Annotated in this window: 12 protein-coding genes and 1 pseudogene; 8 read left to right on the top strand and 5 right to left on the bottom strand. The window is 42.6% G+C overall.

All coding sequences use genetic code 11. The features are described 5' to 3' along the window. Positions 1–63 precede the first annotated feature (63 nt). Entirely contained in the window at positions 64–3,468 is a 3,405-nt protein-coding gene (locus HWQ39_RS08615) for an alpha-mannosidase (RefSeq protein ID WP_292843488.1), read from the top strand. 55 nt (positions 3,469–3,523) lie between these two features. Here the strand turns inward: HWQ39_RS08615 and psbN are convergent, their stop codons facing one another. After that, positions 3,524–3,655, bottom strand: a complete 132-nt coding sequence (gene psbN, locus HWQ39_RS08610; protein WP_179068265.1) for a photosystem II reaction center protein PsbN — start codon at positions 3,653–3,655, stop codon at positions 3,524–3,526. 85 nt (positions 3,656–3,740) lie between these two features. On the opposite strand from psbN, the gene psbH reads away from it, so the two are divergent. Further along, positions 3,741–3,944, top strand: a complete 204-nt coding sequence (gene psbH, locus HWQ39_RS08605; RefSeq protein ID WP_292843487.1) for a photosystem II reaction center protein PsbH — start codon at positions 3,741–3,743, stop codon at positions 3,942–3,944. A 491-nt stretch (positions 3,945–4,435) separates the two neighbouring features. Here the strand turns inward: psbH and HWQ39_RS08600 are convergent. Continuing rightward, positions 4,436–4,726, bottom strand: a pseudogene (locus tag HWQ39_RS08600) (Uma2 family endonuclease); the annotation flags it as partial. A 162-nt stretch (positions 4,727–4,888) separates the two neighbouring features. Between HWQ39_RS08600 and HWQ39_RS08595 the strand changes: the two are divergent. Together HWQ39_RS08595 and pth are read left to right on the top strand one after the other, a co-directional pair. Then, positions 4,889–5,161 carry a TatA/E family twin arginine-targeting protein translocase gene (locus HWQ39_RS08595; protein ID WP_179068263.1) on the top strand — a complete coding sequence of 91 codons (273 nt, stop codon included), beginning with the start codon at positions 4,889–4,891 and terminating at the stop codon, positions 5,159–5,161. 231 nt (positions 5,162–5,392) lie between these two features. Then, positions 5,393–6,034, top strand: a complete 642-nt coding sequence (gene pth, locus HWQ39_RS08590; protein WP_292843486.1) for an aminoacyl-tRNA hydrolase — start codon at positions 5,393–5,395, stop codon at positions 6,032–6,034. Between the two features lie 221 nt (positions 6,035–6,255). Here the strand turns inward: pth and HWQ39_RS08585 are convergent, their stop codons facing one another. Continuing rightward, positions 6,256–6,600 carry a hypothetical protein gene (locus tag HWQ39_RS08585; protein ID WP_292843485.1) on the bottom strand — a complete coding sequence of 115 codons (345 nt, stop codon included), beginning with the start codon at positions 6,598–6,600 and terminating at the stop codon, positions 6,256–6,258. A 382-nt stretch (positions 6,601–6,982) separates the two neighbouring features. On the opposite strand from HWQ39_RS08585, the gene HWQ39_RS08580 reads away from it, so the two are divergent. Then, positions 6,983–7,825 (top strand): SPFH domain-containing protein, encoded by an 843-nt coding sequence (locus HWQ39_RS08580; RefSeq protein ID WP_292843484.1) that lies wholly within the window; start codon positions 6,983–6,985, stop codon positions 7,823–7,825. An 82-nt stretch (positions 7,826–7,907) separates the two neighbouring features. Here the strand turns inward: HWQ39_RS08580 and folP are convergent, their stop codons facing one another. After that, entirely contained in the window at positions 7,908–8,768 is an 861-nt protein-coding gene (gene folP / locus HWQ39_RS08575) for a dihydropteroate synthase (RefSeq protein ID WP_292843483.1), read from the bottom strand. 52 nt (positions 8,769–8,820) lie between these two features. Further along, positions 8,821–9,552, bottom strand: a complete 732-nt coding sequence (tpiA, locus tag HWQ39_RS08570) for a triose-phosphate isomerase (RefSeq protein ID WP_292843511.1) — start codon at positions 9,550–9,552, stop codon at positions 8,821–8,823. Positions 9,553–9,793: 241 nt separating this feature from the next. Between tpiA and HWQ39_RS08565 the strand changes: the two genes are divergently transcribed. The 3 genes from HWQ39_RS08565 (at position 9,794) to HWQ39_RS08555 (ending at position 12,398) form a co-directional block, all read left to right on the top strand. Beyond that, positions 9,794–11,275, top strand: coding sequence for a GTP-binding protein (locus tag HWQ39_RS08565; RefSeq protein ID WP_292843482.1), 1,482 nt, complete (start codon positions 9,794–9,796; stop codon positions 11,273–11,275). Positions 11,276–11,849: 574 nt separating this feature from the next. Next, the gene (locus tag HWQ39_RS08560; RefSeq protein WP_292843481.1) at positions 11,850–12,158 is read left to right on the top strand and encodes a hypothetical protein; all 309 of its coding nucleotides are present in this window, start codon (positions 11,850–11,852) and stop codon (positions 12,156–12,158) included. Between the two features lie 54 nt (positions 12,159–12,212). Further along, on the top strand, positions 12,213–12,398 hold the full coding sequence (locus HWQ39_RS08555) for a hypothetical protein (protein ID WP_292843480.1): 186 nt from the start codon (positions 12,213–12,215) through the stop codon (positions 12,396–12,398). The last annotated feature ends 516 nt before the right edge of the window (positions 12,399–12,914 follow it).

The following is a 12,914-nucleotide window of genomic DNA, read 5'->3' as shown; positions in this document are numbered from 1 at the left end:
TTGTTAAGTTGTGAGACTCGCGCCAAACAATAAAAACAACCAACACCTCATCTTAGCGAATATATGACCCCGACTGTCTCTCAATCCCAGACCAAATTTATCTCAGAAGTAATTGAGCAACTGCGCTCTTTTTGTCAAGTTAATCTTCAGTCTAATTGGCTGTACCAAGAATCTGACCTGATTATTACTGATGTTGTAACTGCTGATTTGTCTCATTGGCAACCTGTCCAGTTGAATGCTAAAGAACATATTGCTTGGACGGGCGGGAAAAAGGTGCTATGGCTAGTGCAAAGATTAGTGGTTCCCCAAGATTTGCAGGGTTATCCCTTAGCTGGGTTATCTTTGCGACTAGCGCTGGTTTGGTGGGCGGATTCTGCTGAGATTTATGTAAATGGGGAGTTAGTGCTGGAGGGTGATTTATTTGATTGTTCGCCGAGAGTGCTTCTCAGTCAGGAAGTGAGGCCAGGGGAAGAGTTTATTGTGGCTTTGCGGTTAGTGAGTCCGGGACATTGTGATGGTGCTTTAGTGCGATCGCTCCTAGTTTATGAATCTATTATTGATAATAATCCCGATCCCGGTTTTGTCGCTGATGAGTTAGCTGTGTTGCAGCTTTATTTGGAAAGGTTTGCACCGGAGAAGTTGGATGTTTTGGCGGCGATGGTGGAGGAGGTTACGAACCGCAGAGGCGCGGAGGACACTGAGGAAGAAAAGGGAGAGTTAGTAAAGTCGTTTTTGTCTCTACGCCAAAACTTAATTCAATCTGATATCTTAGCCCCCCTTTTGAAGGGGGGTTGGGGGGATCAAAAATCTAAAATTTTCCTGTTGGGTCATGCTCATTTAGATTTAGCATGGCTATGGCCTGTGAGTGAAACTTGGAATGCGGCGCAAAACACTTTTGAGTCGGTTCTGAAGTTGCAAGCAGATTTTCCTGAGTTAATTTTTTGTCATTCGACTCCCGCACTTTATGCTTGGATTGAGGAACATCGCCCGGATTTGTTTGAGGCGATTCAAGCACAGGTGGCTGCTGGACGTTGGGAAGTTGTCGGCGGAATGTGGGTGGAACCGGAACTCAACCTAATTGCTGGTGAATCAATAGTCCGTCAGCTATTGTATGGTCAACGCTACATCCAGGATAAATTTGGCAAGCTTTCAACTGTGGTCTGGGTTCCAGATACTTTTGGTTTTTGTGCAACTTTGCCGCAGTTTTTCGCTAATGCTGGAATTGAGTATTTTGTGACGCAGAAGTTGCGGTGGAATGATACTACTAAATTTGATTATGGGGCTTTTTGGTGGCGATCGCCTGACGGTAGCGAAGTCTTTAGTTTGATGTCTGCACCCATCGGTGAAAGCATTGATCCGGTTAAAATGGCATCCTACGCTCTTGAATGGCAAATCCAAACTGGTTTACCAGAATCTCTCTGGCTTCCCGGTGTCGGCGACCACGGCGGCGGCCCCACCCGTGATATGTTAGAAACCGCCCAACGTTGGCAAAAGTCTCCTTTCTTCCCAGATTTAGAATTTACAACGGCTGAAAAGTATTTACAGCAAATCAGTAAAGGAGGCAGAATTCAGGAGTTAGAATTCAGGAGTCAGAATTCAGGAGTCAAGAGTTATAATTCTCCTTCTGCCTCCCCTACTCCGCCTCCCTTCCCTACTTGGAATGACGAACTATACTTAGAATTCCATCGCGGTTGCTACACTACCCACGCAGACCAAAAACGTTGGAATCGTCGTTGTGAAAATTTATTGTATGAAGCGGAACTATTTGCTACCTTGGCAACGGTAAGTTGTGATGTGACATATCCCAAAGCAGAAATTGAAGCAGCTTGGAAGTTGTTGTTATTTCAACAGTTTCACGATATTTTACCTGGTTCTTCAATTACCCAAGTTTACACGGATGCGTTACCCCAATGGCAGCAAGTGGAACAATTGGGAACGAAGATATTACAAGAATCACTTTTAGCGATCGCATCTCACATTACCCTATCAGAACCACCAAAACCCAATAGTTTGCCTATTTTCGTTTTCAATTCTCTCAATTGGCAACGTTCTGAGGTAGTCTCTGTAGCCCTACCCACACCAGAAGAATGGCAGATTTACGATACTTCTGGAAAGCAACTTATCTCCCAATTATCTGAACCATCAACCCTACAATTTCTCGCCCCCGAAATTCCACCCGTAGGCTACCGCATATTTTGGCTTTCCCCCACCCTGCGGGAAGCTAAAGCTACATCTCCCTTATCCCCCTCATCCCCCCCACTCCTCCCAGACTGGATTTTAGAAAATGAATTATTGCGAGTTGTGATAGATCCTGATACTGGAGATTTATCAAGTGTTTTTGACAAAACTTATCAAAGAGAAGTTTTGAGTGGGGCGGGGAATCAACTGCAAGCTTTTAAAGACAGTGGTCAATATTGGGATGCTTGGAATATTGACCCTAATTATGCCCAACATCCTTTACCCGCAACAAATCTTCAATCCATTCAGTGGTTAGAACAAGGCCCAGTGCAAAGTCGTGTGCGCGTAGTGCGTCAGTTGGGTGAATCGGAATTTTGCCAAGACTATATTCTGCAAGTTAGTTCACCTCTGCTGAACATCGCTACTACAGTCAATTGGCAAGAAAATCATGTATTAGTGAAAGCTGCTTTTCCTCTCAATATTGAAGCCGACTTTGCTACCTATGAAATTCCCTGTGGCGCGATTCGCCGCCCAACTAAACCCTTCGGGTACTCTTCGAGAACGCCTTCAGCGAACGCAGTCGCCTACGGAGGGAAACCCTCCCGCAGCGCTGACTCACCACAAACCCCCGCAGAACAAGCAAAATGGGAAGTCCCCGCTTTGCGTTGGGCTGATTTGACAGCAGAAGATACACAGACAAACACCGCAATCCCAAATCGTTATGGTGTCAGTTTACTGAATGATTGTAAATACGGTTACGACAGCAAACCAAATCAACTCCGCTTAACACTGCTACGCAGTCCTAATTGGCCAGACTCCGAGGCTGACAGAGGTTTTCACGAATTCACATATACCTTGTATCCTCATGCTGGTAGCTGGGAAGCAGCCCATACAGTACGGCGTGGCTATGAATTGAATATACCGTTGCAAGTAATCTTGAATCCACCCAGAATTCACAACAGGCTAAACGCCCCACTAACACTAACAGAACTCAGAACTATTGAAGGGGCGAGTTTCTTAGATTTATCAGCTGAAAATTTAATCTTGATGGCCTTGAAGCCATCTGAAGATAACCCACAGCAGTTAATTCTGCGGTTTTATGAATGTCACGGAGAAACAGCCGAGTTATCTTTGCAAAGTGATTTAGGGTTGAATCTAGGAGATAGAGTAGATTTATTAGAGCGTTCCTCTAGCACTGAATTCTCATCTAGGCAACAAAACTTGACGATAGAGCCTTGGAAAATTGCCAGTTTCCAGGTGATACCAGCAATAAATCCCAAGCTAGAGTAAGCCACGATAGCTGTGTCAGTGGTCAGTTGTGGTTTTCCACTGACCAATGACTCTTTTAATCTTCGTGGTCATCAAACGGATCGTTCAATTGCTTGCTAGGAGGGCCAAAAGAGGTATAAATCGACAGTACAGTGATGACAACCACCACGGCAGCCATAGAAATGCTAAGAACTATTGCGGGTTCCATAATTGAGAGATTGATTATGAGTGCTATTCTTATAGAATATTACAGAAGATTAAAAAAAGCTTTGGCAAGTAATCTTAGGTGAACTATGGCACAAAGGACTAGGTTGGGAGATATCCTGAAACCACTGAACTCTGAGTATGGGAAAGTGGCTCCAGGTTGGGGTACTACCCCGGTGATGGCTGTTTTTATTTTGCTATTTTTCGTGTTTTTGCTGATTATTCTGCAACTTTACAATCAATCATTCTTGATTCAAGATGTAGTTGTAGATTGGCGGAGTTTAGGACGCTAAAAGATACACAGCGATCGAGTTTGGATAACAAGTTAAGTTACACCCGGTTCTTCCGGGTTTTTTTGTCAGTTGCGATTCAGAATTCATATCATGTCCGCATAATTATAGCCCAATACACTTGTCTTGACGGCGATAAATCGCGTCTTGAAAACCCAAAATTGTTGCCAGTCGCCCTTAACCCAAGCGTATTGAATTATAGCCGTAGTGATACCATTTCACTTTAATAATGATACAAATACGCTGGTAAGGGCATGGCATTGCCCATAGGTATCAACTTAACGCGAAACCGCTTGTCCGCCGGGAATTAAAATTCTCGTCTCATAGCTAAAGTCATCTGAAGATGACTAAATATCGCCATAAATCTCCAGTCTACTTCAGTAGACTTAAGCTATTAACCCGAAAATTTATTTCCGGGCGGGCATGGAAGTTAAGGCAAGAGACGCGATAAATCGCCGTCAAGACAAGTGAAATTGTCTGTTCAGGTGGTTAATTCAATCAAACTCAGGTGACCACAGTTCTGCGATCGCTAATTCCCAACCTGGCAGTAATTCTGGTATTGTCAGTTTATCGTTATTTTTTAAAACTACTGGTTCAAGGTTAGGGCGATAAACTGTTACTAAAACTTTGTCAGGGTCAATGAGAATACCCAGTGTAGATCCAAGTTCTAAGAATAGCTTAATCTTTTCTTGGAGTGGTTTGATGCGATCGCAAAGTGTGTCCGAAGAACTCTCGCTTTTCGATTTGACCTCAACCATCAGGTCAGGTACTAACTGCACAAAGTCACTCTAAGTATTTAATTGTCAGAGACATAAAGCATCACTCGCTTGTGGGGCGTTAGCGTAGCTCGCCGCAGGCATCGCCTTCTATGATAGGCGATTATTGAGTAGACTACATAATAATATGCGAGTTTCTGTAGTAGTTCTATAGTTTACAGGAGACAAAAAATGAATATATTTGGTATCGGTCTACCGGAAATGGCTGTAATTATGGTAGTAGCACTGTTAATCTTTGGCCCCAAAAAGCTGCCAGAAATTGGTCGGAGTGTGGGCAAAACAATTCGTAGTTTCCAAGAAGCTTCCAAGGAGTTTCAAAATGAGTTTCAAAAAGAAGCAGAACAGTTAGAAGAAGCTGTAAAGACCACTGCTGAATTGGAACCTAAGCAAATCTACCCTGCCAAATCTGAGCAGGATACCGCAAGTTCTTCTCAATCTAGCTAGGAGAACATACGAATTTTGGATTTTGGATTTTAGATTGTTTTGCGGTTCATAGCAATATCCTTGGTGGATAGAACAAATCCAAAAGACGCTCGTAAGCGTTGCGTTAACGGTGCAGGAGCGTCCGACTTGTTAATGCTGCGCTATCGTCAATCTAAAATTACTAAACCTTGTACCCTTGCGGTCTGTTTCAATCCAAAATCTAAAATCTAAAATTGATTGACTGTAGGCAAAATGACAGAAGTTGTTACGCAACCAGCTTTGGTAATTCCCCAGCTAATTGTCGGGTTGGGGAATCCAGAAGCTAAGTATGACCAAACACGCCATAATATCGGCTTTGCTGCTTTAGAAACTCTCTCGCGTTCTTGGCGCATTTCTTTAGCAGAAAACCGCAAGTTTCAGGGTGAGTATGGCGAGGGTATGGCCCCAGGCGGAGGTAAGATTCGCTTGCTGAAGCCGTTAACTTATATGAATCGCTCAGGACAAGCAATACAAGCGGTGACAAGTTGGTATAAAATGCCGCCTGAATCAGTGCTGATAATTTATGACGATATGGATTTACCCTTGGGAAAAACTCGGCTGCGTTTATCTGGTTCGGCTGGGGGACATAACGGCATGAAAAGTGCGATCGCACATCTTAGTACCCAAAACTTTCCCCGTTTGCGAATCGGTATTGGTAAACCCAAAGATGCAGCTAATAACGATGATTCCGGTACTATCTCCCATGTGCTGGGGCGATTTTCTGCTGCCGAAAATCAGCAAATGTCTCTTGTACTTCAGTTCGTAGTTGAATGTCTTGAACTAAGCCTCAAGCAGGGAGTAGAAAAGGCAATGAATGTTTGTAATAGCCGCACCATTAATAATTCTGAGTCTTAGGGTTCGGTGAATACTTCCCTATAAGCTTACTAAAGGAAGCTAACCGATGTTTAAAGGCGCTTATAGCGTTTCTCATTCAGATGGGGTATACGTTATATCGCAAGGTGTAGGGGCACAGTATGCCGTGCCCCTACGGGTATACCTCATGTAAACGAGAACCGCTATAGTAATGTAATCTTAGCTACTAAGATAGATAAAAAATATGATTATATTTATAGATTTTAAAAGTTGATTCTACCTTCATTTAGTAATTTATATCCAGATGCTAATGCTGTAAAAGCAATTATGAAATTCCATAAGCTAGTTGGCTTTAAAATAACTCCACCACTTAAGAAAACTAATACTATGCCAATACCTAGAAAAACCCATCCCAAATTACCAGTTTCTCTACGAAAAAAAACTAATGCAAAGATACCTGCCATAATTGCCAAAACCGAAGCTGTAGCAGGTAAGCTACGGTAAAAATATGAATAGTAACCGCTAACAAATATGATATTTTGACCAAAAAAGTATAATCCTGTGAAAAGTAGAATTAAACCTATAAGTTTGATTACCAACCTACCCATAATATTTTGATATTTTTAATAGCTGAAGCCAATTTTCATCCGATTATAGTAGCGTTTTTCAAATCTTGCCAAATTTTACCTTAAATTAATTTGTATTACGTAAATATACTGGAGAAGAGCCCAGGCTGTCTGAAGATGTTAGTACAAGTAATGTTGATTACATCAAGTAGTCCTTGCCAGCGTTTTATCAAGGTGCTTTAATAGCGATGTCTAACGACAAGAAGCAGAGCTTCTACGCATTCTGCAAAACAGTTTAACCAAGAATCCCTCGCCTTCTAGGCGTCGGGAGTATCAAAGATTCAAAACATTAAACTCAAAGATATGACAAGCTAGTACCATATCCTTGACATTAAATTCTCCCCAAAGCTGAATAGGAGCATACATGGAGCCAATTATTGCTATAGTTTTAGCCCTTATAGGTTATGCATTAGGTTCTGCAAAACTGATTAATCAAGGAAATGAAGCCCTAGTCGAACGCCTGGGGCGGTATCATCGGAAACTTAAGCCAGGGCTGAACTTTATCGTTCCCTTGGTGGATCAGGTTGTGATGGAAGATACTACACGAGAGCAGTTTTTAGACATCAAACCTCAAAATGTGATCACCCAAGATAATATCTACGTAGAAGTTGACGCCATCGTATACTGGCGCATTAGAGATATTGAAAAAAGCTTTTACGCAATTGAGGATCTCCAAGGAGCATTGACACAGATAACCACAACCACGCTCCGCGAAATCATTGCTCAGAATACCCTAGAGCAGACCAACGTCTCCAGAGCGGAGATGGACTCAGCTATCTTAGACCAGTTGAATCATATAACGACAGATTGGGGAGTTGAGATTCTCCGGTTAGATATTCAGAGAATCACACTACCTGAGAGTGTACGAAAGTCTAGAGAAGAGGAACAAGCCGCTGTAATCAAAAAACGGGCGCTGATTACCGAAGCAGAAGGGGAAAAGGAAGCTGCGATTAGGAAAGCTGAAGGAACTATGGCTTCAGTGCAAATCATTTCTCAAGCTCTCCGTTCCAATCCAGATAGTAGGGACATTTTGCGGTATCTCGTGGCTCAAGATTACGTAGATGCTAGCCAAAAACTTGGTGAGAGCAGTAATGCCAAAATTGTCTTTGTAGACCCAGCTAACTCAAGTGAAATGTTTCAGGAGTTGATAGCCGAGTCGGTAGTTACAGAAGGTCACGGCAAAAAATCCGAAAACGGTAATACTTAAGAGTCAAACAATTTTGGATTTTAGATTTTAGATTAACCCCATAAATAAATCTAGAATTTGCTTGCTGTTTAACATCAAGGAATTATTGGTCAGGCTGTGCGGCTTGTCGGAATATGGCATCGGCTACTAATGAAACATCGTGCATTTCTTGAACATCGTGAACTCGGAGGATATCAGCGCCATTAAAAATAGCAGCAGAACAAGCTGCTGCCGTTCCCCAAACTCGTGCTTTGGGATCTGGTTGATTTAAAATGCGACCAATGAAACTTTTACGAGATGCTCCTACTAAGATAGGACAGTTGAGTGCTGCGAGCGATCGCAAGCTCCGAAAAATTTCTAAATTTTGCTCATAGTTCTTAGCAAAACCAATACCAGGATCAATAATAATTTTATCCAGGTCAATGCCCACAGTAGTTGCTGCCTTAATTTGCCGAGCCAAAAAACTATAAATCTCAGCAAGCAAATCTTGATAATCAGCCTGTTGTTGCATTGTCTGTGGTGTTCCTCGGATGTGCATTAAAATCATCGGCACACCTAACTCTGCGACTGTTGGTAACATTTCTGAGTCAAAAGTGCCGCCAGAAATATCATTAATAATATCCGCTCCAGCTTCTACAGATGCCCTAGCTACAGCAGCACGAGTCGTATCTACAGAAATCGGGATTGAAATTTCTGGTCTTAGCACTTCTAACACCGATAGTACTCGGTCAAGTTCTTCCGCCAGAGTTATTTGCTTTGCCCCTGGTCGAGTTGATTGACCGCCCACATCAATTATGTCAGCACCAGCAGCTACCAATGCTTGCGCCTGTACTAAAGCGGCAGAGGTAGTGTTAAACTCACCCCCATCACTAAAGCTATCAGGCGTTACATTCAAAATACCCATCAAATAAGTCCGCTGTCCCCACTCGAAACAGCGTCCTCTAATTATCAAGTTCCTTGGCATAAATCTACATTAGGCATTCCCATGCTCTGCATGGGAACGATAAAAAAGCACATCACAGTAACTTAAAATTCACAATCCGAGCGAAACTGTCAGGTTCTAGACTTGCTCCACCCACCAGAACACCATCAATTTCTGGTTGAGCCATAATCTCATCAATATTATTTGGTTTAACTGAACCGCCATATTGAATTGATACATTTGGATTACTCAACTGGCTACGAATTAAGCCAATTATCCGATTTGCCTCCGTTACTTCACAAGTATCACCAGTACCAATCGCCCAAATTGGTTCGTAGGCAATCACCAAATTATTCTGATCTATATCTACCAAACCTTTGTCGAGTTGGAGAGCAATCAGTGATTCAGTTTCTCCTGCATCTCGTTGTTGTTTAGTTTCGCCAACACAGAGAATTGGAGTCAAACCAAACCTTTGAGCAGTTCGGAGGCGCAAGTTAACAGTGGCATCCGTTTCACCAAAGTATTGCCGTCGTTCGCTATGACCGACAATCACAAAGCGCACACCACTTTCTGTCAGCATTGGGGCAGAAATCTCACCTGTATAGGCTCCAAATTCTTCCCAATGGATATTTTGTGCCCCCAATTGGATGAGGCTACCGTGTAAAGTCTTGGACAAAACGCTTAAATCAGTGAACGGAGGGCACAATATCACTTCCCGCCCTTGGGGAGTTTCCTCTAAGTGGGGCAGAAATCCTTGTAAAAACTCCTGGGTCTCTGCCTGAGTTTTGTACATTTTCCAGTTGCCGGCAATAACGATTTTCCGCACAGGTAATTTAGTCAAGATTCTAACGCGTTATATTAGATGCATTTTTCAGTTTATGACTTTTTGTTAGTCATTAGTCTACGAGTTGGGCATTGGGCATTGGAAAGAGGCAGTGGGGTGGGGTGCGGAGGGGAAAACTCTTCTCCCCTGCTTCCTGTCATCTCGCCAAACCCTTGCTAAAAATAACTAGGATGGTAGAGGGGGTGTATCTAAAATCTAAAATCTAAAATCTAAAATTATTAATATGACTTCGACCTTGCCTATGCCTGAACCTCATCAAAGCGATTCCGCTAACACTGATCCAAATTCTCTCAGTTGGGAGGAAGAACTGGATAGTGCTATTTTCAGTTTTGAAGACATTCAAACAGAACTGAATTATAAACAAGCACAAACGGCACTGCGAAATTTGGTAGCCAATCTCGACCTCACCCCCCAAGAAAAAACCGGGTTAGAGACGGAAATTGCTGAGTTGGAAACCATGCTAGGGAAGTTAGACCGCATGGTGGTACAGATTGCGGCTTTTGGCATGGTGGGACGTGGTAAGTCTTCGCTACTCAATGCTTTGGTTGGACAAACAGTATTTGAAACTGGGCCGCTGCACGGTGTCACCCGTGCTGCACAAAGAGTTAATTGGAGTATTAGCGAGGAAGCAATTGGGGAAAATGAACGGGCTTTGCGAGTTACTCTCCCTGGTGTAGGTCAATCGCAGGTAGAATTAATTGATACTCCTGGGTTAGACGAAGTTGATGGTGCAACCCGTGCCGCCTTAGCTGAACAGATTGCCAAACAAGCGGATTTAATTCTGTTTGTGATATCTGGCGACATGACAAAGTTAGAATACATGGCCCTTTCTCAGTTGCGGGAAGCAGGTAAACCGATCATTTTGGTGTTTAACAAAGTAGACCAGTATCCACAAGCAGACCGGATGGCAATTTATCACAAAATCCGGGATGATAGAGTGCGGGAATTACTTACACCTTTAGAAATTATTATGGCTGCGGCATCGCCATTGGTGAAGACGGCGATTCGTCGCCCTGATGGCACTAGGGGTATACAGTTACGTACAGGGAATGCCCAAGTTGAAGAACTGAAGCTGAAAATTTTGGAAATTCTACACCGTGAGGGTAAAGCCCTAGTTGCTCTCAATACTATGCTTTATGCCGATATTGTAAATGAGCAATTGGTAGAGCGGAAAGTGATGATTCGGGAACAGAATGCCAATCAGTTGATTTGGAAAGCTGTGATGACTAAGGCATTAGCGATCGCACTTAATCCCGTAACTGTGGTAGATATTCTGAGTAGTGTAGTCATTGATATTGCTCTGATTTTGGGTTTATCTAAACTCTATGGCTTCTCCATGACCGAAGCTGGGGCTGTACAATTGCTACAAAAAATTGCCCTGAGTATGGGCGGCATCGGTGCTAGTGAATTGTTAGCAAACTTGGGCTTGAGTGGATTAAAAACTTTACTTGGGATCTCTGCAACAGCTACAGGTGGCATTGCCTTAGGCCCTTATATATCGGTGGCGCTTACCCAAGGGGGAGTAGCTGGTGTTTCTTCTTACGGTATTGGACAAGTTACCAAAGTTTATTTAGCCAATGGTGCGACTTGGGGGCCTGATGGGCCGAAAGCAGTGATTAATCGGATTTTGGCAAACCTGGATGAGACTTCAATTCTCAACCGGATTAAAGATGAATTACTCCACAAAGTAAAACTCAAAAAGTGATGCCTAAATGTGGAAATTCGTAATTCGTAATGACGCTCCTACGTCGCTCTGATTTTTCACGGCATCTGGAAAACCTCTCTCTAAATCCCTCTCTTAAAAGGAGAGATACTTTGAATTTTCCCCCTTCCCGCGTCGGGCTATCCATTACCCGGATCTTTCTAAACAAAAATACAAGTTACTTAAAAGAAGTCAAAAGGATTGATAGGTATAGTTTTGCAGTGAGAGAGTAATCGGAGGTAATGGATAGCGTTGTAGGGAAGGGGTTGGGGGAGAGATCAAATAATACTTGTCGAACTCACGTTAATTTTAATTATGAAAAAGTAAAAAATGTGCGGTGTCCAGATCCCCGACTTCTTTGAGAAGTCGGGGATCTAATTTTTCATGAAGGATTTAGGATTGCCATATCAAATGTTTGAATAAACGTTTGAATTACGTATAAATTGTATACTCTCAACCTAAAACATTCTCAAGTTATAGATGATGTTTGACATCTTTACTTAAAAAGATACAAAACATGTTTGATTTATTCTACTAAAACAGAAAATATCAACTATTAATTAGAGGAGTCTTACGCATGGCTGCAACCTTCATGAAGGTGCCTAAGTTTCGCAATGCCCAATGGGTGAGCTTTGTTGGTGGAGAAGGGATTGTACGCAGCTACACCCCTGAATTTGGCACATGGACGTATCTTATTGAGATGGTATTAGGGCTAGAGCCTGACTTTGGCAGAGTTGGTGCAGAAACGATGATCCTCCTTACCGAGGCAGATATACTTACGACATACAGCGAATTTCAAGCTGGTGAAGTAAACAATCTAAGTCTCAAACCCCGGCGTAAAGCCTGTTTGACTTCTGTTAGCGCAGTGGGGCGTAGCCAATTCTGACTACTGAATTCTGCTGTAAGTAGGTTTTTGATCGGGAGGATGAGAAGGTGGAAAATGTTTAAATCTACCGATTTAATTCGGGGTAAAATCTACTCTTGCCGAGGGGAACAAATCAAATTTAGCCATCAATCTCGCAATCAGAGATTCTTCTTTGTAAAGAGTAATGGTAAGCGCTTGATGTTTACATCCAATTTCATTCAGCGAGAACTTTATGAAATCAGAGTACTAGCAGAACAGTAGGGGAAGCTTCATCCAGCAAGACAATTCTGATTTAGTCAAACAAATCAAAGACTTCAAAACTTCTATTTACTCTTGAGATAAAGTTATCCAGAAATCCAATTTTGACAAACAATTACAACAAGACTTCAATATCATTAATGCTCATTTTAGCTGGTTATAAATCAAGTGCCAGTCCCTAATATAGCGGTTCTCAGTTGCATAGAATACAGACCTAACCCCCAGCCCCTTCCCTTCAAGGGAAGGGGAGTAAAATTCAAAGCCTCTCTCCTTTTAGGCTACGGTGTACACACATCTTTCTAGATCCCCCTAAATCCCCCTTAAGAAGGGGGACTTTGAGAGTTTTTTGCCCCCCTTAAAAAGGGGGGTTGGGGGGATCAAAAGCCTGTAACGCAGCTTTAGATAGACTTGTGTGTACACCGTAGCCTTTTAGGAGAGAGGTCAAAGTGTATTGCATCCGAACGAGAAACGCTATAAATGCTAGAAAATTTTAAACAATGGCTAAGATGAATAGCGCTT

Source organism: Nostoc sp. NMS8 (genome assembly GCF_017115045.1).
Taxonomy (GTDB): domain Bacteria; phylum Cyanobacteriota; class Cyanobacteriia; order Cyanobacteriales; family Nostocaceae; genus Nostoc.
The sequence above is the reverse complement of the archived record's forward strand: the minus strand, read 5'-3'. Positions and strand labels throughout refer to the sequence as shown.

Excerpts from the sequence above, each read along its gene's own strand:
- HWQ39_RS08565 (WP_292843482.1), top strand. The coding sequence starts at position 9,794 with ATGACTTCGACCTTGCCTATGCCTGAACCTCATCAAAGCGATTCCGCT.
- psbN (WP_179068265.1), bottom strand. The coding sequence starts at position 3,655 with ATGGAACCCGCAATAGTTCTTAGCATTTCTATGGCTGCCGTGGTGGTT.
- folP (WP_292843483.1), bottom strand. The coding sequence starts at position 8,768 with ATGCCAAGGAACTTGATAATTAGAGGACGCTGTTTCGAGTGGGGACAG.
- HWQ39_RS08555 (WP_292843480.1), top strand. The coding sequence starts at position 12,213 with ATGTTTAAATCTACCGATTTAATTCGGGGTAAAATCTACTCTTGCCGA.
- HWQ39_RS08560 (WP_292843481.1), top strand. The coding sequence starts at position 11,850 with ATGGCTGCAACCTTCATGAAGGTGCCTAAGTTTCGCAATGCCCAATGG.
- pth (WP_292843486.1), top strand. The coding sequence starts at position 5,393 with ATGACAGAAGTTGTTACGCAACCAGCTTTGGTAATTCCCCAGCTAATT.
- HWQ39_RS08595 (WP_179068263.1), top strand. The coding sequence starts at position 4,889 with ATGAATATATTTGGTATCGGTCTACCGGAAATGGCTGTAATTATGGTA.
- psbH (WP_292843487.1), top strand. The coding sequence starts at position 3,741 with ATGGCACAAAGGACTAGGTTGGGAGATATCCTGAAACCACTGAACTCT.
- HWQ39_RS08585 (WP_292843485.1), bottom strand. The coding sequence starts at position 6,600 with ATGGGTAGGTTGGTAATCAAACTTATAGGTTTAATTCTACTTTTCACA.
- HWQ39_RS08580 (WP_292843484.1), top strand. The coding sequence starts at position 6,983 with ATGGAGCCAATTATTGCTATAGTTTTAGCCCTTATAGGTTATGCATTA.
- HWQ39_RS08615 (WP_292843488.1), top strand. The coding sequence starts at position 64 with ATGACCCCGACTGTCTCTCAATCCCAGACCAAATTTATCTCAGAAGTA.